Source organism: Nocardioides sp. NPDC000445, assembly GCF_040300245.1.
Lineage (GTDB): Bacteria > Actinomycetota > Actinomycetes > Propionibacteriales > Nocardioidaceae > Nocardioides.
This window is the reverse complement of sequence record NZ_JBEPDH010000034.1, coordinates 1-22,772: the sequence shown is the minus strand read 5'-3', so window position 1 is coordinate 22,772 and position 22,772 is coordinate 1. Positions and strand designations below refer to the sequence as shown.

Sequence of the window (22,772 nt, the reverse complement as noted above, 5' to 3'; positions counted from 1 at the left end):
GGCGGCCCTCTGTGCGGGTTCGCCCCGGCGTACCACGAGCGGTGCGACACGGCGCCTGCGCCGATAAGCATTGGCCCTCTATACACGCCGGTTCTCTACTTTCCGTAGCCAAGCCGGCCGCGCGTGGCGATGATGACGATGGCGGCGCCGATCCCCGCGGCGAGCAGCACCGCGAGCTGGAACCGGTCGGCGTCGACGCCCGGGAAGAGCTCGGTGGAGGCGACCGAGGCGTAGTTGTTGACGCTGGTGTGCAGCAGCATCGCCAGCGGCAGGCTCTGACCGGTGCGGTTGAAGACCCAGGTCATCACGATCCCGAAGGTGACGCAGAAGGCCGTGAAGACGAGCGGGGCGTACCAGCGCACGTCCGGCCAGCCGGCCCAGTCGGTCAGGAAGAGCGGCATGTGCCACAGCGCCCAGATCGGGCCCAGCACGAACGCGGACCCGAGCGGTCCGACCTTCCGCTGCAGCCGGGGCAGGGCGAAGTCGCGCCAGCCCGGCTCCTCGGCGAGGCCGGTGGTGATCATCTGCAGGATGAGACCGGGGACGTACGCCACCAGCACGATCAGCCACGCCTGCGACGGCGCCGCCATCTGCCCGCCGACGGCCTGGGTCGCGACGATGATCGTGGCCGGCACGCCGATCAGGATGCCGGCGTACCAGCGCCAGCTGGCCCGCCAGCGCCACATCCCGACGACCCAGGCCCGCAGCCCGGCCCGGCCGCCGACGATCCCAGTGACCAGCGCGGCGCTGCCGATCGGCCCGAGGTACGCGCCCGGGAGCATCCCGAGGAGCTGGCCGCCGATCATGCCGCCGGGGAAGGTGAGATCCCAGACGCCGAGGCCGCTGTTGGACAGGACGTACGGTGTCCAGGCCAGCCAGCTCGCCGCGAGGGCCAGCACGAAGAAGGTGGAGAGCTGGTGGCGGGTGACAAAGGCGCGTAGGCCCTGATCCCGTTCGGTGACGGGCCGGGTCACGGGCTGGGTTGTGGTCATGGTCGTTCCCTTTCGGCGTTGGGTCGCTTTCCTGACCTGAACCTAGGAACGGGGCCGGTCCGGTCGCGCCGGGCAAAAGAGCGAACCTTCGCACTTGCATCGAAAGATGCTGGCGACCGGGACCGGTTGCGGAAAGGATGATGGCGTGAGCGACGAGACGACCCGGACGGTGCCGCGACTGATCCCACCCGTGGTGGTCTGGCTGGTCACCACCGCACTGCTGGTGGCCGCGCCCGGCCTCGACTCGGCCGACGCCGAGATCGGCGGAAGCCCCGCGCTCGGCAGCGCGGGTTGGTGGGCGGCGCTGGTGGTGCTCACCGCCCAGGCGGTGGTGCTCCTCGAGCGGCGCTCCCGGCCGCTGGCGGTGCTGCTGGTCGTGGCCGCCGCCTCGGTCGTGCTCGCGGTCAGCGGCGCGGGCGACACCACCAGCCTCGCCTCGGCGGCCGTGCTGGTCGCGGTGTGGTCGGCGGTGACCTCGACTCCGCTCCCCCGTCGGATCCGGGCCCTGGCCGGGGCACTGGCCGGGGCCGGGCCGCTGGTCGCGCTCGGCACCTGCCTGAGCCAGACGAGCATCGGCCTTCCGGTCGGCACCGCGGTCCTGGCCGGTCTCGTCCAGGGTGCGGGCGTGATCGCCGCTCCGGCGCTGCTCGCCGCCACCGTACGCGCACGCCGCGACGCACGGTCGGCCCGGACCGATCTCGCGGACGCCGTCGACCGGGAGCAGTCCGCCCAGATCGCCGCGGCGATCGCGGAGGAGCGTACGGCGATGGCCCGCGAGCTCCACGACATCGCCGCCCACCACCTCACCGGCATCGCGGTGATGACGGGCGCGGTCGAGCGGCAGATCGACACCGACCCGGCCGGCGCGAAGGAGTCCGTACGCCAGGTCCGCACCCAGAGCACCGCGATGCTGCGCGAGCTGCGTGGCCTGGTCACGCTGCTGCGGAGCCCGGGACAGGCCGGGGAGGCGAGCGGGCACGAGCGCCTGTCCCAGCTGGGCTCGCTCGTCGACGACGCCCGTCGCGCCGGGCTCGAGGTGTCGTTCTCCCTCCTGGGGGCCGGTTCCGTCCCCGAGAGCGTCGGGCCGCTCGCCCAGCTCTCCGCCTATCGCACCGTGCAGGAGTGCCTCGCCAACGCCGCCCGGCACGCGCCGGGCGCCCGGTGCGAGGTGGTCCTGGACGCCCGGGATCCGGCCGAGGTGATGGTGACGGTGCGTAACGGGCCGCCACCGATCCCCGCGGAACCGCCGCGGCGGCGCGGCCTGGGCCTGGTGGGCATGCAGGAGCGCGCTGACCTGACCGACTCGACGCTCGAGGCCGGACCGACCGCTGAGGGCGGCTGGCAGACGCGGCTGCGGATCCCCGCCACCGCGACCGCGGAGGTCGCCGGATGATCCGGGTCGTGGTCGCCGACGACCAGCCGCTGGTGCGTGCCGGGCTGCGTACGCTGCTGGAGACCGAGCCCGACATCGAGGTCGTCGCCGTGGCCGAGGACGGTGCCGCCGCGGTCGAGCGGGCGCTGGCGCTACGGCCCGACGTGGTCTGCATGGACATCCGCATGCCCGGCCGCGACGGCATCAGCGCCACCCGCGAGCTGTGCGGCCCCGACGTCGCCGACCCGATCCCGGTGCTCGTCCTGACCACCTTCGACATCGACGACTACGTCTTCGGAGCCCTCGAGGCCGGCGCCTCCGGCTTCCTCCTCAAGGACGCCGACCCCGATGCCATCGTCGCCGCCGTACGCTCCGTCGCCGCCGGCCACGGCACCCTCGACACCTCGCTGACACGGCGGGTCCTCCGCGAGGTCGTCACCCGCAGGCGTACGCAGCCCGTGACCGCAGCGCGCGCCAGCGAGGTCCTCACCACCCGCGAGCTCGACATCCTCCTCCACCTGGCTGAGGGCATGTCCAACGAGGAGATCGCCCAGGCGCTCGTCCTCGAGGTCTCCACTGTCAAGTCCCACCTGGCCCGGATGATGCCCAAGCTCGGCGTCAAGTCACGCCTCCAGGCGGCCGTGTGGGCCTACCAGTCGGGGCTCGTCGAGCACTGAGACATTGCCGGTCAGATCAGGCCGGTCTCCTGCGCGACATGGATGGCGCGGGAGCGGCTGTCGACGTCGAGCTTGGTGAAGATGTGCGCGAGGTGGCTCTTCACGGTGGCCTCGGTGACGAAGAGCGTGCGCGCGATCTCCTTGTTGGTCGCGCCCCTGGCCAGGTGCCGCAGCACCTCGATCTCACGATCGGTGAGCCGCGGCAGCGGGCTGCGCATGCCCTTCAGCACGCGGGTGGCCAGGTCCGGAGCCAGGACCATGTCGCCGGCGGCGGCGCGGTGGATGCCCTGGACGATGACCTCGGGATCGACGTCCTTGAGCATGTAGCCGGCGGCCCCCGCCTCGATCGCACCGAGCACCTCGGCGTCGCGGTCGAAGGTGGTCAGGATCAGCACAGCCGGCGCCGGGTCGAGGGCGCGGAGCGCGATCGTGGTCCGGATGCCGTCGATCCCGCTTCCCAGGCGCAGGTCGCACAGCACGACGTCGGGATGGAGGTGACCGGCCAGGGTGATCGCCTCCTCGCCGGTGGCGGCCTCCCCGACGACCGTCAGGGCGTCGCCCGCCTCGATCACGGCGCGCAGGCCGCTGCGTACGACCGGGTGGTCGTCGACGAGGAGCACCGTGGTCATCGCGACCCCTCGATGTGGATCGGGAGATGCGCGGAGACCGCGGTGCCCTCACCGGGCGTGCTCTCCACGTCGAGGCCACCTCCGAGCTCGCGAAGACGGGCCCGCATGAAACGCAGGCCATAGCTGGACGAGCCGGCATCGGCGTCCTGCTCCCAGGCAGCGACATCGAACCCGTCGCCATCGTCGCTGATGTCCATACGCACCGAGTCACCGTCGTCGATCAGCGTGACCACGACCCGCGTCGCCGCGGCGTGGAGACGTACGTTCGAAAGGGCCGACTGAGCGGTGCGGAGCAGCGCGACCTCGACCTCGGTGCGCAGCAGCGGGAGGGTGTCGTCGACATGGAGCTCCGCGAGCAGCCCGGTCTCGTCCTTCGTGCGGTCGAGCATCCGCCGGAGCGCCGAGGCGAGGGCGGCGTCCTCGAGCTCGGCCGGTGCCAGGGCCTCGACGATCCGGCGTACGTCCGCGAGGCTGTCGCCCGCCAGCGCCTCGACCTGCGCGAAGGTGCGCGAGGACTCCGGGTCCGTGGTGCGGTTGCCTCCGGCGTGGGTGAGGAGCCGGATCGAGGAGAGCGCCTGCGCGACGGTGTCATGGATGTCTCGCGAGATCCGGGTGCGCTCGGCGATCGCTCCGGAGTGGCGCTGGGCGAGCAGGAGCTCGTCCTGCAGCTCGGCCATCTCCTGCTGCGCGCTCCGCAGGGACGTCACCAGCCGTTCTCGCTCGGCGGCGTCGCGCAGGAGCTGCAGGTATCCGCGAGAGATGCCGAACGCGAAGATGCCGCCGATGAGCGGGCCGAAGACGTCCGCATAGCTGGTCGTGCCACGGTGCAGGATCGGAGCCACGACCACCACCACGAGGATCACCGCCGAGAAGACCAGGCCCCAGCGCAGCGGCAGCAGGTGCCCGGCGAGCAGCCACAGCAGGAACGCGAGCCAGACGAACTCGTCCGAGACCGCGACCGCGGCGACCCAGATCACCGCGAAGCCGAGCAGCCACCACACCGGGAGCCGCGGCGAGCCCGTCCTGGCCGGCAGGATCGTGCCGGCGGTGTGCCACCCGAGGATCGCGAGCCCCGAGACGACCGCGGCGGGAGGCGCCACCCCCTCGCCGATCGCTCTGCTGACGCCGATCGCCGTCAGCACGACCGCGATCACGTGCTGCCCGATCTCCATCGCCCGCACCGTCGAGGCGGCGGGGGTCGGGTGCGAGGCGCCGGTCCGCCTCAGCGGCGCGTGTACGACACTCATGTGCTCGATTCTCCCCCGGCCCTCTGCAGTCGTCCCGGCCACCAGATGCGGTCGCCCACCAGGGCGAAGATCGCCGGCACGATCACCGTACGCACCACCAGCGTGTCCACGAGCACGCCCACACCGACGATCAGGCCCAGCTGTCCGAGGGTGACCAGCGGCAGCACCCCGAGAGCGGCGAAGACCCCGGCGAGGACGATGCCGGCGCTGGTGATCACACCGCCGGTGTGGGCGACCGCCTCGACCACCCCCGCCCGGGTGCCGAGCCGCGCCGCCTCGGCGCGCGCCCGGTGGACGAGGAAGATCGTGTAGTCGATCCCCAGCGCGACCAGGAACAGGAACGCCAGGATCGGCACCTGCAGGTCGAGCGCCTGCTGATCGAAGAGGACGCGGCTCAGCCAGGCCCCGGCGCCGATCGCGGCGACCGCGCTGGCGAGGTTCACCAGGAGCAGCAGACCGGGCGCCACCAGCGAACGCAGCAGGACCAGGAGCACGAGGAAGCTCACCGCGAGCACCAGCGGCGCGATCAGCAGCAGGTCGTCCTCGCTCCCCTCGGCGGCGTCCAGCTCGGTCGCTACCGCGCCGCCGACGAGTGCCTCCGCGCCCTCGATCGGGTGGACCGCCTCCCGCAGGGCGGTGATCTGGTCGAGACTCCGCTCGGTTCCGGGCGAGAACTCGCTGGTCACCATGATCTTCGTCAACGCCCCGTCGTCGGTGACCCCGGCCGGCTGGGCGCGCACCACGCCCTCCACGTCACCCGCGGCCGAAGCCACCTCAGCGGCGGCCTTGGTGTCGGCGAGGATGTAGATCGGCTGGGCCTCGCCGGGCGGGAAGTGCGCCGAGAGCGTCTCCAGACCGGCGGCCGACTCGGACTGCACCCGGAACTTCTCGATCTGATCGAGCCCGACCGACGTACCGGAGAGGCCGGAGGCCATCACCGCGAGCAGCACGAGCCCACCCAGCAGGCTCGCGACCGGGCGCTTCACCACCCGCGACGCGACCGCGCGCCAGACCCCGCCCTGGTCGCGCGACTCACCCGGGCGAGGTACGAACGGCCAGAACAGTCGTCGCCCACACACCGCCAGGGCCGGCGGAAGCACGAACAGCACCGCGACCAGGGCGATCAGCAGACCGATCGCCGCGGGCACCCCCAGCCCGCGGGTCATCGGGATCGCGGCCAGGACCAGGGTCAGCAGGGCGAGCACCACCGTCAGGTTGGAGGCGAGGATCGCGAGCGCCGTCTTCCGCCAGGCAGTGCTCAGCGCCAGCCGGTCGTCCTCGGTCCGCTGCAGCTCCTCCCGGTATCGCGAGATCAGCAGCAGCGCGTAGTTGGTCCCCGCTCCGAACACGAGGACGCTGACGACGCCGGCGTCGAACCCGAAGTCCCACAGCGCTCCCGCCGCCGCGGTGACCCGACCGGCGAGCGCGTCGGCGAGGGCGACCACGACCAGCGGAACCAGCCACAGCACCGGCGAGCGGTAGGTGATGATCAGCAGCACCGCCACGATCAGGACCGTCACCAGCAGCAGCGTGAGGTCGGCGCCGTCGAAGGCCGCGGCCGCATCAGCCCCGAACGCCGGCCCGCCGGTGACCTGCAGCACCAGCCCGTCGGGAGCCTGCGCCGCGACGTCGGCTCGCAGCGCCTTGATCACCTTCGCCGTCTCGGCGTTGTCGGCGCCGACCGTGATCGGTACGACGAGAGCCGCGGCCTCCCCGTCCTCGCTGAGCATCGGACCGGCGGAGCCCGGCGCGGCCTGCGCACCGACCTGGACGCCGAGGCGCTCGAGGCCGTCGAGATCACCGCTGGAGAGAGCGCCCTCGTCCTCCCGGGAGGCGACGACGAGCACGGACTCACGATCGGCACCGGGGAACTCCTCCAGCAGCGCGTTCACCCGCGTCGACTCCGACCCCACCGGCGCCTGCCCGGCCCGCGCCGGGGCCTCCGCACCGGCGAAGGCCCCGAAGAGCACCCCCATCACGACCACCGCGAGGCCGAGCGCCACCCAAGCCCCACGGCGGGAGGTCAACCTGTCTGCGAGATGCGGACGAGCACCCGACCGCGTACGAACCAGAGAATCTGCCATGCCGACAACTCCACCAGCGGCGTCGTCCCAGATCATCGCGAGCAGGACTGAACCAGGAATCATCCATTTGGCTGATGCCGGCGGGCCGGAGCGGTCAGGGGCCGGCTACGGAAGGCTTGACCGCGAGCACCGGGGAGGTGGCGTCGAGCAGGATCCGCTGGGCGGTGCTGCCGAAGACCAGCTTGCCGACCGGCGTCCGCGCGCGCAGACCCAGGACGATCAGCCGCGCGTCGAGCCGCTGGGAGACCTGGATGACGGTATCGCTGGGGTCACCCAGGTCTCCGCGCTCGACCTCGACCCGGCCGGCGAGCTCCGGCCACCGAGCTTCGAGCTCCTCGGCGTCGGGGACCCGCTCGCCGCGCACGGCTGGCACGATGACCACGGTCTCTCCCTCTCGGGACTCGGTGACCGCGGCCGTGACGGCGGCGCGTCCGGGAGGGGTGTCGGCGTAGGCGACGACGATGGTCATCGGCGTTCCTTTCGGTTCGTGGAAGGGCGGGAGGTCGGCGCGGTCACTGCAGCAGGCCCATCGGCAGGTCGACCGGCAGCAGCGACGGCAGGGCGAGCAGCACGGCGCCCAGGACGAGGGTGTAGATGATCGCCGTACGTGGCCGGGTGCGGGCTGCGTACAGGAGGAACACCGGGGTGAACACCAGGGTCGCCGCGAGGTAGCCGCCGAGCATGACGAGGACCAGGAACGCGGCCATCGCGACAAAGGTGCGCATGGCGATCACCAGGTCGTGACGCCGAGCCAGGGCCCGGGCGGCGACCGCCGGGTCCACTCGGGTGGCGACCATGGTGCCACCGGACCCACCCGTGGGCTCGAGGCTGTCTTCGAGCGTGTCGCGGCGGGTGTCCTGCCGCCTCGCGCGCAGCTCCTGCCAGGACAGGATGAGTGCCGCGGCGAGACCGCCGATCGCCACGAGCCGCGGCATCAGCGCGGCCTCTGCGGAGAAGGACCCACTCACCCACAGCGCGCCGGCGAAGACCAGCACCGCGACGATCGCGACGGCGAGGGACCAGGGCGTACGGGCCAGCGAACCCTCGAGCTCGTCGCCGTGCTCGTCATCGCTCTCGTGCTCGTCCCGGTGACCGTCGTCGGCAGCCCCCGAGGCTCGCCGAACCCTCTTGATCAGGGACCAGGCCAGCGGCACGATCAGCAGCGCGGCGAAGACGAGCACGCCGGGTCGCGCGACCCAGGAGGCGCCGTCGTACAGGCTGGCGGTCAGGTAGTAGTAGCGCTCCATCGGGATGGCCAGGACGAAGCCGATCAGGAACGGGGCCCGCGGCATCCCGGTGGCCTTGAGGAAGAAGCCGACCACGCCGAGGGCGACCATCACCCACAGGTCGCCGATCTGGCCACCCTCCTGGAACGCGCCCAGGAGCATCACCACGAGAAGACCGGGCCCGAGCACGGCGAAGGGCACCTTGGTGAGCTTGGCGAGCGAGCCGGTGGCCAGGAAGCAGAGGAAGGCTCCGGCGACCGAGGCGATCGCGAACGCCCACACGATCAGGTACATCAGGTCGAGATGGTCGGTGACGATCGCCGGCCCCGGCTGGATGCCGTACGTCAGCAGCATCCCGAGCAGCATCGCCGACGGCACGCCGCCGGGGATGCCGAAGAGGAAGGTCGGGATCAAGTCGCCGGCCTCGACGGAGTTGTTGGCGCTCTCCGGGCCGACGATGCCACGGGGGTCACCCTTGCCGAACTTCCGCTTGTCCTTCGCGGTGGCCACAGCCTGCCCGTAGGCGAGCCAGGTGCCGGCAGTGGCGCCGACGCCGGGCAGCACACCGGCCCAGATGCCGATCAGCGCGCCTCGGATGACATGTGTCCAGTGGGTCAGCCACTCGCGGATGCCGGATCCCCAACCGCCGGTGAGCTCCACCGGCTTCTCGGTGACTCGTCGCTGCCCGACCCGGCTGGCGATCTCGGCGAGCCCGAACACACCCAGCGCGACCGCGACCAGGGAGATGCCGTCGCTGAGGAACAGCGACCCGAAGGAGAACCGCTCCTCGGCGGTCGTGGGCGAGGTGCCGACGAGACCGAGCAGAAGCCCGAGCAGGCCGGCGGTCAGCCCCTTGACGACGTTGCCGCGCGAGAGCACGGCGGCGAGCGAGACCCCGAGGATGGTCAGCATGAAGAGCTCCGGGCTGCCGAAGGACAGCACCAGGGGCCGAGCCAGCGGAATCGCGAGGGTGAGCCCGACCGCTCCGATCAGGCCGCCGGCCATCGAGGACAGGAAGGCGAGCGACAGGGCGCGCTTGGCCTGTCCTTGTCGCGCCATCGAGTAGCCGTCGAGCATCGTCACGCTCGCCGAGGCGGAGCCGGGCGCGCCGAGCAGGACGGCGGCGACCGTGTCTGAGGTGTGTACCACCGCCAGTGCTCCGATGAGCATCGCGAGTGCGGGTTCGGGTTCCATGCCGAACGTGATCGGAAGGAGGATCGCCACCGCGCCGGTGCCGCCTAGCCCCGGGATCAGGCCGATGACCAGACCGGCGACCACACCGACGGCGAGCATGATGAGGAGAGAGGGATCGGCCAGGGAGGCCAGGGCAGAGAAGGCTGCGTCAGTCATGTGTCCGCCCTCAGTCGATCGTGATGTCGTAGTCGGTCTCGAGCAGCTCGAGGACGTCCTGGCGGACGCTCTCGTCCACCTGGTACGCCTCGCCGATCCGGTCGGCGAGGTCGGGTGAGGCATCGAGCGGATAGCCACCGAGCACCTCGGCGGCGGACTTCTGGAACGCGGGATCGGCACCCATCTCATCGGCCGTCGAGCGCAGCAGCTCGACCGCCTCGTCCGGTGTGTCCTCAGGCACCCAGAGCGCCTTCTGGTAGGTGTAGGTCAGCGCCAGGATGGCGCGGTAGGTCTCCAGCGCCTCGGGATCCGGCTGCTTGCCATGGAGCTTCTCGTACGCCTCGACGACGGTCGGCAGGTCCGGGAAGTTCGGATCGCGCACGATCTCGCCGTCCTCGTTGACCTGCCCGAGCGAGAAGAGCGGCACCGCGGTGCCGTCCTCGACCAGCGGCTCGACCGCGGGCTCGTACGACGAGGTCGTCTGGTAGTCGATGTCGACCTCGCCGCGCTGGAGCGCGAGGTTGACCGGTCCACGGCCCTCGAAGCCGAAGGTCGAGTCGATGTCGGCCGAGAGCAGGTCGAAGGCCAGCATCGTGGTGAGGTCGAGGCTGGTCGCCGCGATGCCACCGAAGATGAGCGGCTTGTCCCGGTCGACGAGGTCCTCGATGCCGTCCACCCCAGCGCCGGTCCGGGCGTAGACCACCGCGCCGGTGCCGTTGGCCAGGACCGGCCGCAGCTTGTTGAAGTCGTAGCGCACCGCCGGCATGTCGAGGAGGTAGGGCACCACCGTCGAGGCGGTGCTGACGAGCACCTCGGTGCCGTCGGTCTTCGCCGAGGTCATGAAGTGGTTGGTGCCCAGGATCCCCTCGCCGCCGTCGTCGTTGACCGGAGCCAGGCCCGGGGAGCCGGGCACCGCCTCGGTCAGCTCGGCTCCGACGAACCGGGCCCAGGTGTCAGTGCCACCACCCTCGGCCAGCGGGATCATCATCTCGACGGTCTCACCCGAGTAGTCGCCGTCGGCCGTGGAGGCGGCCGGGTTCAGGAAGTCCCCGCCCAGGACGGAGACGCCGACCGCCAACGCGGTGAATCCGGCGAGGACGGCTCCGGCGAGTCGTGGGGTCGGCGCAGGTCGCTCCGGCGGGTCCTGCGTCGGGCCGGCATCCTCGTCTGCGGTCGTGGCCACGTCCTCTTCTTCGACGTGCTGGGTCATGAGTTCCTCCAGGTGTAGCGAGCCTCACACGGGCATCCCGTGTCAAGGGGTCAGATGGTCAAGCCGACGCGGACGGCAGCAAGGGCGGGTCCGGCAGGACTACGGCTCCGTGGGCGAGACGGCGGTAGGTGCGTACGACGCCGACGACAGGGACCCCGTCGTGCTCCTCGGCGAAGGTGCTGACGTTGCCCGCGGGCGTACCGAGCCGCAGGCCGGTGGTGGGCCGCTCCGCCGGGACGAGGTCGTGCACCACCGTGCCGGGGGCGTCGGCGGCCAAGGTCAGCGCCACCGAGCCGGTCACCGGAACCGCCGGATGGAAGCGCCCCATCGACAGCATGCGCACGGTCAGGTCGGTGCGCTCCTCGCTCGCCGGGTCGGGGGCGGCGACGAGCGCGAGCTTGGGAACGGCCCGGGCAACGGCATCCGGCGTCGGGGCGAGCCCCATCAGGACACCGGCTTCCCGGCGTACGGCATCGAGGCGGGCCAGGAGGCCGGGCACCAGATCGAGGTCGGCGATGTCCTCCTCGCCGCGCACACCGAAGTCGGCAGCGTTGGCCGCGACGACCGGCGCGCCCGCGTCGATGAGCGTGACGGTCACCCCGCCCACGGTCTCCGGCAGGACATCGCGCTGATGACCCGTCGGGAAGAGCTGTCCGGTGCTCCGGCCCGCCGGATCGACGAAGCCCATCCGCACCGGCGCGCCGAGGAAGGGAACGCCGGGGATCGCCTCGGAGGCCTCCTCGTCGAGTACGCCTCCGGGGGTCGGCACGCGCTGCACGATGAGCTGGTCGGTGTTGGTGTTGAGGACCCGGACGGCCGTCTCCGGCGTGCCCGTGCTCACCCATCCTTCGCGGATCGCGAACGACGCGACCACCGCGGAGCAGTTGCCGCAGTTGCTCCCCCAGTCGACCTTGGCCTCCTCGATGCCGACCTGGGCGAACGTGTACTCCACATCCACCCCGGGCGTCGCCGAGGGCGCGAGGATGACCGCCTTGCTCGTGGTGGACGTACCGCCGCCGACGCCATCGACCTGGCGATGGTCAGGGCTGCCGTAGATCCTCAGCAGCACCTCGTCGACGGACAGGTCCGGGACGTTCAGGTCGTCGCGACGGAAGACCCAGCACTTGCTGGTGCCACCCCGCATCCATGTCGCGGCGATCTCGCGCATATTGCCTCCTCAGCCGAGTCGTCCGGGCTGTCCGGACCCACACAGACTGGAGCGAGGTGACTTGTAGCACAATCACGACTTCGAACATGAGCATGAAGCAGAACTGCACGCTCAACGGGCGGCTCCTGGACGCCTTCGCGTCCCGCCGCGCTTCGTCGCGGCTGAAGCAGCACTGCACGGCCCTACATGGCCATGTAGCACGACTTCATGCAGACTGGGGCCGTGCTCGACATCAAACGGCTGCAGATCCTGTTGGCGATCGTGGAGGAAGGGTCCGTGACCAGCGCGGCCGCGGCGCTGGGCTACACGCCTTCGGCGATCTCGCAGCAGCTGCTCAGGCTCGAGCGCGAGGCCGGGCAGCCCCTCCTCGACCGCCACGCCCGGGGCATGACCCCGACCGACGCGGGCCTGGTGCTCGCCACCCACGCGCGCAAGGTCCTGCGCCAGCTGGCGGCCGCCGAGTCGGACCTCGCCGACATCGCCGGCGTACGTCGCGGCAGCGTCACCCTGGGCACCTTCCCCACCATCGGCAGCTCGTTCCTACCCCTGGCGGTCCGGCGCTACAAGGAGCTCTACCCCAACATCGCGCTGACCATCCACAGCGGCCGCGAGGACGATCTCGTACGCATGCTGGAGGAGGGCAAGGTCGCCATGTCCCTGCTCTGGGACTATGCCTGGGAGCGGGTCGACAACGACGAGCTGGTGCTGACCGAGCTCTTCACCGACCCCACGGTGCTCCTTGTCGGCGCCACCCACCGCCTGGCCCGGCGGCGTACGGTCCGGATGGCCGACCTCGCCGAGGAGCCGTGGATCATCCGCGCGGGAGGCCACCCGGTCGTCGAGGTGCTGCAGCGCAGCGCCGTCGCCGCGGGCTTCAACCCGACCATCGCGTTCCAGGCCAACGACTACCAGGAGGCCCAGGCCATGGTCAGCGTCGGGCTGGGCATCGCGCTCGCTCCCCGAACGGCCACCGTCAACCAGCACCCCGACGTACGCGTCATCTCCCTGGGCGACTCCGCGCCGCCCCGGCGCGTGCTCGTCGCGCACCGGACGGGCCGGGTCCGCAGCGCTGCCGAGCTCGCCCTGCACGACGTGCTCGTGGAGACCTCGTCGACCTACTCCTGATCAGCCACCCAGAGGGCGCAGGCCGATCTCGGTCAGTCGCCGGCCCCGCCGCCGGAGCAGGTCCTGGAAGGCGGCGGCGAGCGTCGACGGACGGCGGTCGAGCCAGCAGGCACCGATGTGACGTACGGCCTCCGGGTTCGTCAACGGGACCTCGACGCAGCCCGTGGCCCCGTGCGGATCGCGGGGCGCCAGGCTCACCCCGAGGCCGGCCGAGACGAGCCCCCGGAGCGTGGCGAGGTCGTCGCCCTCGAACCCGATCGCGGGTGTGACGCCACTTGCCTGAGCGAGACCCTCGAGCAGCGTACGCATCCCATAGCCGCGCTTCATGCAGATGAACGTCTCCGCGCCGGCCTCCTCGAAGCTCACCCGGGCCCGTGTCGCCAGGCGATGGCCGGGCGGTACGACCAGGACCAGCGGCTCGGTGTGCAGCCGCCACCGGCGCAGGTCGGGGCGATCGTCGAGCGGCGAGATCAGCGCGACCTCGGCGGTGCCGTCGGTGACCGCCTCCAGGCACCGCGGTCGCGAGGTCTGGATCAGGTCGACCGATGTTCCCGGATGCTCCTGCAGGAACGCCTTGACCAGCGCCGGCACGACCCTCTCGCCGAGCGTGCTCTGGAACGCGAGGGCGATCCGTCCGCGGGCGCCTGACTCCTGGGCCTGCACCGCCTCGATGCCCGCCGTGGCCGCCGCGACCGCGGCGGCGGCGTGCGGGGCCAGCGCCTCCCCCGCCCTGGTGAGCCGCAGACCTCGCCCGTGTCTCTCGACCACATCCACGCCGAGCTCACGACCGAGGCGCGCGAGCATGCGGCTCACCGTGGGCTGCGGCATCTGCAGCAGATCGGCGGCGGCGTGCGTCTGCCCCGTCTCAGCCAGGGCCGCGAGGGCCGGGAGCATCGGCAGGACGTTTCGCGCGGTGGCATCCACACCCGACATCGTATGCGAATCCGCATTATTCATGCATCACCGATGCATTGGACGCACGGTTCCGGGCTCTTTAGCGTGACGGGGGTGAGCGATCAGGCTGCGACCGACCCAGGACATCGACGCGTGCTGGTCGCGCTGGTCGCGATCGGGATGACGACGTTCGTGCAGCTCTACTATCCCCAGGCGCTGATCCCGGCGATCAGCCGCGACTTCGCGGTCGATGCCTCCCAGGCCGCCCTGACCGTCTCCGGGGCGACGATCGGTCTCGCCGTCGCCGCGCTCGGCTGGTCGTGGATCGCCGACCGGATCGGCCGGGCCAGGGCGATGACGATCGCCATCGTCGCCGCGGCGGCCATCGGCCTGGCTCTCCCGCTCGTGACCTCGTTCCCCCTCCTCGTCCTCCTCCGCGTCGCCCAGGGCATCGCACTGGGCGGCACCCCCGCGCTGGCGCTCGCCTACCTCAGCGAGCAGGTCAGCCGACGCGACGCGATGGCCGCGGGCGCGACGTACATCTCCGGCACCGTCCTCGGCGGCGTGGCCGGACGGCTGATCGCCGCGCCGGTCGCCGACGTGAGCGACTGGCGTGTGGCGGCGTTCGTCGCAGGATGCGTCAGCGCGCTCGGCGCCGCCGTCGCAGTCACCGCACTCCCGCCCGAGCGCCCCCGCCCAGCGACGACTTCGCGCCCGGCCGGTGTGTGGCCCGGGATGGTCGCCAACCTCACCAACCCCGGCCAGCTCGCCCTCTACGCGCAGGCGTTCTTCCTGATGGGAGCCCAGGTGGCGGTCTTCAACTACCTCGGCTACCGGCTCGAGCTGGAGCCGTTCTCGCTGCCGCCGGCACTGACCGCGGTGATCTTCCTGGCCGGGCTCTCCGGCGCGGTGTCAGCCCGGCTGGCGGCGACGTTCGCGGCTCGCTTCGGCCGCCGACGCGTACTCCTGGTCTCGTCCCTGACCATGGCCGCCGGGGCCGCGCTGACGATCCCCGACCGGCTGCCGACCATCCTGATCGGGCTGCTGCTGTTCGCGACGGCGTACTTCGCTGCGCACTCGATCGCGTCGGGCTGGGTGGGCCCGATGGCGACCAGCGGGATCGCCCAGGCCACCTCGCTCTACACGCTGTTCTACTACGCCGGCTCCAGCCTCTTCGGCTGGCTCGGCGGCCTCGCCTTCGCGGCCGGCTGGACCGGCACCGCGAGCATGGTCATCGCGATCACCCTGATCGCGTACGCCGCCGCGCGCACACTCCTGCCCCGCTCCTCCAGCGAGACCATGACGCAGGCACCACCGAAGACGTACGCGGCTCCGCACTGACCCACCGAGACGGCCGCCGCCGTATCGTGGACCAGCGCGGTCGGCCTGTCATCCGCTTCAGGCCGACACCGTCGGACCACGAACCGAGGAGAAGCCGATGGCCAGGACCTATCGCGTCAACGCCGCCACACGCCTGGTCAACCGCGCGTTCACGGTGATGACCCGGCTGGGGCTGGGCAACTCGTACCGCCACATCCTCACCGTCCCAGGGCGCCGGACGGGCACACCCCACTCCACGCCCGTCGATGTCATGGCCCGGGACGGCGAGCGCTGGCTGGTCGCCGCCTACGGCGTCACCAACTGGGTGCGCAACGCCCGCGCGGCCGGTCGGGTCACGCTCAGCCGGGGCGGCCGCTCTGAAACGGCGTACGTCACCGAGTTGGACCCCTCGGCCAGCGTCCCCGTGCTGCGCCAGTACCTGCGGGAGGTACCGGTGACCCGGCCCTACTTCGCCGTGACCGCGGACTCCTCTGACGAGGACATCATCGCGGACTCACACCGCCATCCCGTCTTCCGCCTCACCACCACCGACATCGCCGACATCGCCGCGGAGGACTGATCTTGTGGTGGACGCAGAGGGACTCGAACCCCCGACATCCTCCTTGTAAGGGAGGCGCTCTACCAACTGAGCTATGCGTCCGAAGCGCCCCAAGAGTACGCGATCAGGGGCGGGCCCGAGAAACCGGGCCGTAAATGGAAGTTGAGCCGCTGACGTCTCGGGTCATCAGCGGCTCAACACCTCAAGAGTAGATCCCACCCAGGGCATAGGAAAAGCCATGTAACCAGGCTGTTAACGGACCTTTGATGACCCGTAAACTACTTCCTCACGCCGCCGCGTGGAGCTGCCGGAGATGCTCGTCGAGGTCGCGGCCGTCGGCGTTGTCGTTGTGCACGGCCCACCGCACGACGCCCGACTTGTCGATGATGTAAGAGGATCGTCGCGGGGCACCGGTGCGGTCGTTGAAGACGTCGTAGGCCTGGGCGACCTCGCCGTGTGGCCAGAAGTCGGAGAGCACCGAGAAGTTGAGGCGGTCGGTGTCGGCGAACTGTCGCAGGGCGTAGACCGGGTCGCACGAGATCGCCAGGATCTCGGTGTCGAAGGTGACGAACTCGTCGAGCCGGTCCCGCAGCCCGCTCATCTCGCCCGTGCACACGCCGGAGAAGGCGAACGGGAAGAAGAAGATCGCCACCGCCTTCTTGCCGTGGAAGTCCGAGAGGGTGACGTCGGCGCCGAACTGGTCGCGGAGCGTGAAGTCCGGAGCCGGACCACCGATCTCGAGTCCACTCACTGCTCTGCCACCCTCTCGCCGTTCGATCGTGCCGCCTCGATGCCCCAGGTGGCCAACTCGCGACGGAGCACCTTGCCGGTCGCGTTGCGCGGCAGAGCGTCGGTCACGACGATCTCGCGCGGCACCTTGAAGCGAGCCAGATTCTCCTTGACCCAGTCCTTCAACACCGCATCGACGTCTCCCTCGGCGCCGGGAGCCAGGACCACGAACCCACGCAGCCGCTTGCCGAAGTCGGCGTCGTCGACCCCGACACAGGCAGCGTCGGCGACGAGCGGATGGCGGATGAGGCAGTCCTCGACCTCCTGCGGGAAGACGTTTTCGCCGCCGGAGACGATCATGTCGTCGTCGCGGCCCTCGACGTAGAGCCGGCCGTCGGGCCCGAAGCGCCCGACGTCGCCGGTCGCCATCAGGCCGTCGACGACCTCCTTGCCGCCGCCGCTGGTGTAGCCCTCGAAGAGGAGACCGTTGCCGACGAAGATCCGGCCGGCCTCACCGTCGGGCACCGGGACGCCGTCGCCGTCGAGGATCTTCATTCGGGTCCCCCACGGCACCTTGCCGGCCGAGGTCGGCGCCTCGCGCAGGTCGACGGGGTCGGCGATCGAGGCGTAGGAGACCTCGGTCGAGCCGTAGACGTTGTAGAGGCTGTCGCCGAACCGGTCCATCCACTCCAGCGCGAGGTCGCCGGGCAGCGCCGAGCCGGAGGACGCGACGGCCTTGAGCCGGGAGGCGATCCCCTCGAGGTCGTACGCAGCCAGCGTCTCCTCCGGCAGCGACAGGATCCGCTGCATCATGACCGGGATGACCGCGAACGAGTCGGCCTTGGTCTCCGCGAGGGTCGCCAGCGCATCCTCCGGGTCGAACCGGCGGCGCAGGATCATGGTGGTGCCGAGCAGCTCGGCGAAGAGCAGGTGGGCGATCCCCCAGGTGTGGAAGAGCGGCGCGGCGATGAAGCAGCGCCAGCCGTCCTTCATCGGCATCCGCGACATCAGCGCGATCGCCGCGTCGACGCCGGCCTCCTGACGCGGCGCCGACTTGGGCGCTCCCGTCGTGCCGGAGGTGAGGATCACGATCCGCCCGTGCCGCTTCGGCGGCGCTACCGGCCGCGCGTCGCCGGAGACCAGCGACTCGAGCGTCTCACCGGGATCCGAGGAGTCGACCCACGCGACCAGCCTCGTGGCCGCGGTCGCCGAGGACAGCAGCCCGGTGAACTCCTCGTCGTGGATGATCAGGGCGGGCTTGTCCCGCTCCAGCACCCCGACGAGCTGCGGGCCGGCGAAGGCGGTGTTGAGGTAGAGCGCGTCGGCGCCCAGCTTCGCCACCGCCAGGGTCGCGTCGACGAACCCGCGATGGTTGCGGCACATGATCGCGACCCCATCGCCCTCACCGACCCCCCGGGCCGCCAGGGCCCGGGCGATCGCGTTGGAGCGGCGGTCGAGTTCGGCGTACGTCAACGAGCCGAGCTCGTCGATGAGCGCGGTGCGTCGCGGGTAGCGGTGGGCGAGGCCGATGAACCCTCCGGCCGGCCCGGTGCCCCAGCGCGCCAGCGCCAGGCCGGTCCGTGCGAGCCCGAGGGGGTTGACCGGCCGGACGATGCCGGAGCCGGCCAGGATCTTCGCCGCGGATCCGGCGGTGCGCGCCTTGGCAGCCGTAGTCGAGAACACCGTTGGGAGTGTAGCCACGCTCACGCTAGGTCTCCTGTGGGTGTCCAGCGATCCCGAGAATCGCCGCCATCAGACCGGAGTCTTCGGCGCCAGCAGACGCGTCGCGGCCCAGTCCTTGCTCACAGATGCGGTGGTGGTCTGGGACAGTCCGGCGATCGGCGCGGCCTCGGCGATGTCGGCCGGGTCGACCGCGCCAGGGCGGCCCACCTTCGGCGTCAGCAACCAGATGACGCCGCCACCGACGAGGTCGGTCAGCGCGTCGACGAGACCATCGACGAGGTCGCCGTCGTCATCGCGCCACCACAGCAGCACGGCGTCGACCACGTTGCCGTAGTCGCCGTCGACCAAGTCCGCGTCGACGGAATCTTCGATGGCGACCCGCAGCTCGTCATCAGTATCGTTGTCCCAGCCCAGTTCCTGGATGACCATGCCGGACTTGAGGCCCAGCCGGTCCGCAGGCCCTGTGGCTGCGGTCGAGCTCACGTGTCGTTCCTCCAAAAGCTTGATGTCCACGCCGCTTGCATGAACTTGGTTGGTGGTAGTCCAGCGGAGAACGCTGGTCCACGCAACCCCACCCGCCTGTCATTCGCTAGATAACGGCGTGTCGGAGGCCTTTCAGGCCCTCGGATCGAGCAGATGGAGCAGTACGTTGCGATCCTGCGCCGTCCCTGCCGACGGGTGCTCGGCGAGGCGTACCTTCGGTCCCTGCCAGTCGTTGGCGGAAAGCTCACGGGAGAGAGAGGCGAGGTGGCTCACCTCCTCGATCGAGCCGCTCCAGCGCGCGGGACCGGCGTGGTCGAGCATCGTGGTGGCGATGGTGAGCACGTCTCCGTCGGAGATCAGCTCGACGATCCGGCCCTGCTGCGGCCAGTCGATCAGGGACGGAGCGGTGACCTCCCACCAGGAGCCGCGAGGCTTCACCGACGTACGGTGCGTGTGCCCGTTGAGCCAGAGCACGGCGCTCTCATGGCGTGAGACGGTCTGCTCGATCTCGTCGCTGAGCACCCGGCGACCGCCGCCGGCGCCGCTCATGTCGTTGACCAGCGAGGCCACGTCGTGGTGGCTGGCGATCACCGCGAGCCGCTCGTCGTAGTCGGTGGAAGCGAGCACGGCGTCGAGCCACTCCAGCTGCTCGGCGTCGATCGATCCCTGAAAACCGCCGGCCGGGTTGACCGTGTCGAGGACGACGAAGGTGACCTCGTCGTTGACGTCGTAGCGGTAGTAGGGCTTGCCGCCGGCCTTGAAGCCGTGGCCCGGCGGCTTCGCCTCGTCGTGCACGTGGGAGTCGACGAACTCCTGCAGCGTCGTCTGCCGGCGACGCCGGTCGGGGGTCACCTCGTACGGCTCGAGCTCGGCCAGCATCCCGAGCGCCACCGGGTCACCGGAGATCAGCCCGGCGATGAGCTTCGCCTTGGCCTCGTCGGTCCAGTGCTCGGGCATGGCGATCGCCTTCAGATCACCGACCGCGATCTCACCGATGGCGGAGCTGCCCGGCACGGTGCCCTGCAGCAGCCCATCGTGGTTGCCGTTGACCGCCAGCCACGGCACCTCCAGACCGGGCGAGTCGATCGCCTTGCGCACCGCCTTCAGCAGCCCGGGGACAAGCGGGAAGCCGTGGTCCCCTCGGCGCATGTCGTACGTCTCGCCCTGGGGGTGCCAGAAGCGCTTGTCCGGCAGCGTGGCGACGCCTTCGTAGTGCAGCATGTCGCCGGAGTCGGGGGTCAGCCGGCCGCCGTCGAGCAGGGTCAGATACCAGTCGAGCTCGTTGTACTGCCCGTTGTCGGTGTTGTCACCGGTCGCGATCGCCAGATCGAGCGGGCCACCGCCGACGGGACCCTCGGTGATCTCGTTGACCGCCTCGACCATCGCCGCGCCGACCTGGGCGGTCAGCAGCTCCTGGGCCCGGTACGTCCCGATCTCGTCGATCAGCTCACGGGTCGCGGTGTCGGGGTCCATGAGCCGGTCCAGGACCTCGACCCGAGCCGGCGACTGGTGGTCGCAGATGTGCATGTCGGACAGGTGCGCGACGGTCAGCACCGGGTCGCCCAGATCCTCGGGCTTCCGCGCCAGATCGGTGCGCGAGATGTGGCGCTCCTGCGGCCCTTCGGCCAGACGTAGGTAGGTGCCCTTTCGGCCACCCGCGACGATCCGCCCGCTCTCGCTCGTGACACCCATCTAAGCCGCCTCTTCTCCCTCACGACCGGCCGCCGCGGTTCGTGCGCGAACGATACTCCCCCTGGCCTGATCGGCGCGGCTCCGGTGGACCCGCTCGAACCTCACGACCTGACTGTCTGCGCGGCAAGATCCAGGCTGAGCGAAGCCAGACCTTCGACAGGCTTGAATCCGAGCCTCCGGTAGAGACCGAGCGCAGTGTGGTTGTCCGGCTCTGTCACGAGGGACAGTCGTGTAGCGCCCGCCGTCAATGCGGCCGCGCAGACTGCATCGACCAGCGCAGCGGCCACTCCTTGGCGACGAGAACCGGGGAGCACGAATAGGTCGCGCAGTTGCCAGAACTGTCCCATGACCAGCGATGCGGGGATCGCGTGGCTGGTCGCCAGGCCGATTGGAGGTGCGTCCGCCGTCGAGTCGCCCGGCACCGCCGTGTAGAGCGTGAGCATGTTCGACCGAACCATGTCGGTGAGCCAGCCGAGGGTGCGATCGTCCCCGTCTGGCTGACCGTAATGGCGCCGGTACTGGTTGAACAGGACGCTGGCCGCCGCGAGGGTCTCCGCGGTGTCGCAGGTCAAGACCCGCAGCGTGCCTCGAGGGGTCGTCACACGTCGATGATCGCAGGGATCCGCACGCCCCGAACAGGATCAGCCGAGCACGGTGCTCGAGACGTTCGTTATGCGGCGAGGGTGAGGGGTGGGGCGAGGTCGTTGCTGATGTCGATGGTGCCGGTCGGGGTGACGAGGTATTCGTAGCCGTGGGGGCTGTGCCATCGATAGACGCCCGCTCGGAGGCGGTGGTAGCGCCAGCCGTGGTGGGTCTTCATCCGGTGGTGGTGTCGGCACAGCGGGGTCAGATTGCGGCTGCTGGTCCGGCCGCCCTGGGCGTAGGGCCGGCGGTGGTCGAGGTCACAGTGCTCGGCGCGGGCTTGGCAGTAGGGGAAGGAGCACTTCTGGTGAAGCAGCTCGGCCTGGCGCCGCTGCCGCGCGGTCGGGACGTAGCCCGCCGTTTCGATGTCCTCGGCGAGGTCGACCACGATGATCGGCTTGATCACGGTGCCGGGGGTGGTGGCCCACTGCTCGAGGCGTTCGATGCTGGCCAGGCCGCGGGTGTTGGCGAGGCGGACCAGGCCGGTGCCGGCCAGGTCGCGGGTGTCGGTGTGGATGACCAGCTCGACGACCCGAGCGACACCGGGGACCCCGTCGAGGGAGCCGGAGTTGTAGGCCCTCCCGAGGACTCCGAGTGCGGCCGCGCGTCGTACATCGAGGCTCGCGGTCGCGTAGTCGTCCTGGTCGAGGAGCCCGTGGGCGATCGCTGCGACAGCCTGCTCCAGATCCAGGGCGTCGGCGGCGTCGAGTACCCCGTCGAGATACCCCAGCGCGAGCACGGCTTGGCCTTGTTCGGCACCGGTGGCAACGAACGGGGTCGTCTCGGTGGTGGTGATGGTGACCGAACGGTGCTCGACCGCATCGTGCTCGGCGATCGCGGCAGCCGCATCGGGTTCGAACAGGGCGGCGGCCTGGGTGATCATCCGTTCCAGCTGGCGGGTGCCGACCTGGTGGGCATGGGCCCCGATCTGCTGGTCGACCCAGGCGGCGGCATCGGCATCCAGGTTCCGGGTCAGGTCCGCGATCCGACGGGCCCGCCACGCCAGCAGGGACCCGTCCAGGATCCGCGCCCACACGTGCTTGAGACGGTAACGCAGCTCGACCGCGTCCCCGAGAAACTTCTTCCCCGCTTGGGTGGAACGCCCCCACACTGCCGCGAACTCGACGGCGGCGGCCTCGGAGATCAGTGGTGCCCCCGATCCGGCCAGGGGCAGCATCCGATCGCCGAAGGTGTCGCCATCCAACCGCGCAGACTCCTCGCGGTCCTGGACCGAATGCAGCGCCGCGAACCGTGCGGCGGCGATCAGCACGTCCCGGTCAGCCTGCTCCGCGACCGCACGCGACGTACGCACCGCGGCCAGCAGGTCGCTGGTGGTGTCGTCGGGGTCGAGGAGTGCTTCCATACCCAATATTTTACCAAACCCAGACGCCATGGCGCATCTTGTTTTCGCAGGTCAGATGGCGTATTCACGCCATTTTCAAGGGCCTTATTTGGCACATTGCGCCAGCCCTTCCAAACGCGACCAGGCCGCACTGTCGACGGCCGGCACCCAACCCAGACCAAAGCCCGCCAGGGCTGGCCGCCGACCCGATAGCCAGCCAAGTTTTTCTCGATCGTCCTCGGTGTCAAGGACCCGACGAGACTCACGAAAAATGCCCGCGAAACGCCCTCGGTGCCTCATCTAGGAGTGCCCGTGAACCGGTGATTCTCGGCGGGTATGAGGAGTGGG

At 70.6% G+C, this 22,772-nt stretch carries 20 protein-coding genes and 1 tRNA gene; 5 read left to right on the top strand and 16 right to left on the bottom strand.

From position 1 onward, the window contains the following. Positions 1–95 precede the first annotated feature (95 nt). The gene (locus ABT304_RS29565; protein ID WP_350720846.1) at positions 96–992 is read right to left on the bottom strand and encodes a CPBP family glutamic-type intramembrane protease; all 897 of its coding nucleotides are present in this window, start codon (positions 990–992) and stop codon (positions 96–98) included. A gap of 145 nt (positions 993–1,137) precedes the next feature. On the opposite strand from ABT304_RS29565, the gene ABT304_RS29560 reads away from it, so the two are divergent. After that, on the top strand, positions 1,138–2,385 hold the full coding sequence (locus ABT304_RS29560) for a sensor histidine kinase (protein WP_350720844.1): 1,248 nt from the start codon (positions 1,138–1,140) through the stop codon (positions 2,383–2,385). Next, the gene (locus ABT304_RS29555) at positions 2,382–3,041 is read left to right on the top strand and encodes a response regulator (RefSeq protein WP_160021884.1); all 660 of its coding nucleotides are present in this window, start codon (positions 2,382–2,384) and stop codon (positions 3,039–3,041) included. The genes ABT304_RS29560 and ABT304_RS29555 overlap by 4 nt, the downstream gene beginning before the upstream one ends. A gap of 11 nt (positions 3,042–3,052) precedes the next feature. On the opposite strand, the gene ABT304_RS29550 is transcribed toward ABT304_RS29555, so the two are convergent. From ABT304_RS29550 to ABT304_RS29520, 7 genes are all read right to left on the bottom strand, one after another. After that, positions 3,053–3,670, bottom strand: coding sequence for a response regulator (locus ABT304_RS29550; protein WP_350720842.1), 618 nt, complete (start codon positions 3,668–3,670; stop codon positions 3,053–3,055). After that, positions 3,667–4,917, bottom strand: a complete 1,251-nt coding sequence (locus tag ABT304_RS29545; protein ID WP_350720840.1) for a sensor histidine kinase — start codon at positions 4,915–4,917, stop codon at positions 3,667–3,669. Before ABT304_RS29545 ends, ABT304_RS29550 begins: the two co-directional genes overlap by 4 nt. Next, positions 4,914–6,920 carry an MMPL family transporter gene (locus ABT304_RS29540; RefSeq protein WP_350720838.1) on the bottom strand — a complete coding sequence of 669 codons (2,007 nt, stop codon included), beginning with the start codon at positions 6,918–6,920 and terminating at the stop codon, positions 4,914–4,916. The genes ABT304_RS29545 and ABT304_RS29540 overlap by 4 nt, the downstream gene beginning before the upstream one ends. Positions 6,921–7,095: 175 nt before the next feature. After that, complete coding sequence (locus ABT304_RS29535) at positions 7,096–7,470, bottom strand: universal stress protein (RefSeq protein WP_350720836.1); 375 nt, start codon at positions 7,468–7,470, stop codon at positions 7,096–7,098. A 43-nt stretch (positions 7,471–7,513) separates the two neighbouring features. Continuing rightward, entirely contained in the window at positions 7,514–9,577 is a 2,064-nt protein-coding gene (locus tag ABT304_RS29530) for a tripartite tricarboxylate transporter permease (RefSeq protein WP_350720834.1), read from the bottom strand. A 10-nt stretch (positions 9,578–9,587) separates the two neighbouring features. After that, positions 9,588–10,787 (bottom strand): Bug family tripartite tricarboxylate transporter substrate binding protein, encoded by a 1,200-nt coding sequence (locus ABT304_RS29525; RefSeq protein WP_350720832.1) that lies wholly within the window; start codon positions 10,785–10,787, stop codon positions 9,588–9,590. A 58-nt stretch (positions 10,788–10,845) separates the two neighbouring features. Continuing rightward, positions 10,846–11,955 carry a PrpF domain-containing protein gene (locus ABT304_RS29520; protein WP_350720830.1) on the bottom strand — a complete coding sequence of 370 codons (1,110 nt, stop codon included), beginning with the start codon at positions 11,953–11,955 and terminating at the stop codon, positions 10,846–10,848. A gap of 207 nt (positions 11,956–12,162) precedes the next feature. Between ABT304_RS29520 and ABT304_RS29515 the strand changes: the two genes are divergently transcribed. Continuing rightward, the gene (locus ABT304_RS29515) at positions 12,163–13,080 is read left to right on the top strand and encodes a LysR family transcriptional regulator (protein ID WP_350720828.1); all 918 of its coding nucleotides are present in this window, start codon (positions 12,163–12,165) and stop codon (positions 13,078–13,080) included. Here the strand turns inward: ABT304_RS29515 and ABT304_RS29510 are convergent, their stop codons facing one another. Next, positions 13,081–14,013, bottom strand: a complete 933-nt coding sequence (locus tag ABT304_RS29510; protein ID WP_350720826.1) for a LysR family transcriptional regulator — start codon at positions 14,011–14,013, stop codon at positions 13,081–13,083. 75 nt (positions 14,014–14,088) lie between these two features. On the opposite strand from ABT304_RS29510, the gene ABT304_RS29505 reads away from it, so the two are divergent. Then, the gene (locus tag ABT304_RS29505; protein ID WP_350720824.1) at positions 14,089–15,315 is read left to right on the top strand and encodes an MFS transporter; all 1,227 of its coding nucleotides are present in this window, start codon (positions 14,089–14,091) and stop codon (positions 15,313–15,315) included. 97 nt (positions 15,316–15,412) lie between these two features. Next, on the top strand, positions 15,413–15,874 hold the full coding sequence (locus ABT304_RS29500) for a nitroreductase family deazaflavin-dependent oxidoreductase (protein WP_350720822.1): 462 nt from the start codon (positions 15,413–15,415) through the stop codon (positions 15,872–15,874). Between the two features lie 5 nt (positions 15,875–15,879). On the opposite strand, the gene ABT304_RS29495 is transcribed toward ABT304_RS29500, so the two are convergent. The 7 genes from ABT304_RS29495 to ABT304_RS29465 form a co-directional block, all read right to left on the bottom strand. Next, a tRNA-Val gene (locus tag ABT304_RS29495) sits at positions 15,880–15,955 on the bottom strand. A gap of 184 nt (positions 15,956–16,139) precedes the next feature. Further along, complete coding sequence (locus ABT304_RS29490; protein ID WP_350720820.1) at positions 16,140–16,604, bottom strand: peroxiredoxin; 465 nt, start codon at positions 16,602–16,604, stop codon at positions 16,140–16,142. After that, entirely contained in the window at positions 16,601–18,265 is a 1,665-nt protein-coding gene (locus ABT304_RS29485; protein ID WP_350720818.1) for an AMP-binding protein, read from the bottom strand. The genes ABT304_RS29490 and ABT304_RS29485 overlap by 4 nt, the downstream gene beginning before the upstream one ends. 69 nt (positions 18,266–18,334) lie before the next feature. Beyond that, a complete protein-coding gene (locus ABT304_RS29480; protein ID WP_008358178.1) occupies positions 18,335–18,748 on the bottom strand; it encodes a DUF3052 domain-containing protein in 414 nt (137 codons plus the stop codon). Positions 18,749–18,880: 132 nt separating this feature from the next. Further along, entirely contained in the window at positions 18,881–20,440 is a 1,560-nt protein-coding gene (locus ABT304_RS29475; protein WP_350720816.1) for a TIGR03767 family metallophosphoesterase, read from the bottom strand. 101 nt (positions 20,441–20,541) lie between these two features. Continuing rightward, positions 20,542–21,012: a GNAT family N-acetyltransferase gene (locus ABT304_RS29470; protein ID WP_350720814.1), complete on the bottom strand. Its 471-nt coding sequence runs from the start codon at positions 21,010–21,012 to the stop codon at positions 20,542–20,544. Positions 21,013–21,110: 98 nt separating this feature from the next. Then, positions 21,111–22,445 carry an HNH endonuclease signature motif containing protein gene (locus ABT304_RS29465; protein WP_350720812.1) on the bottom strand — a complete coding sequence of 445 codons (1,335 nt, stop codon included), beginning with the start codon at positions 22,443–22,445 and terminating at the stop codon, positions 21,111–21,113. Positions 22,446–22,772: the final 327 nt, after the last annotated feature.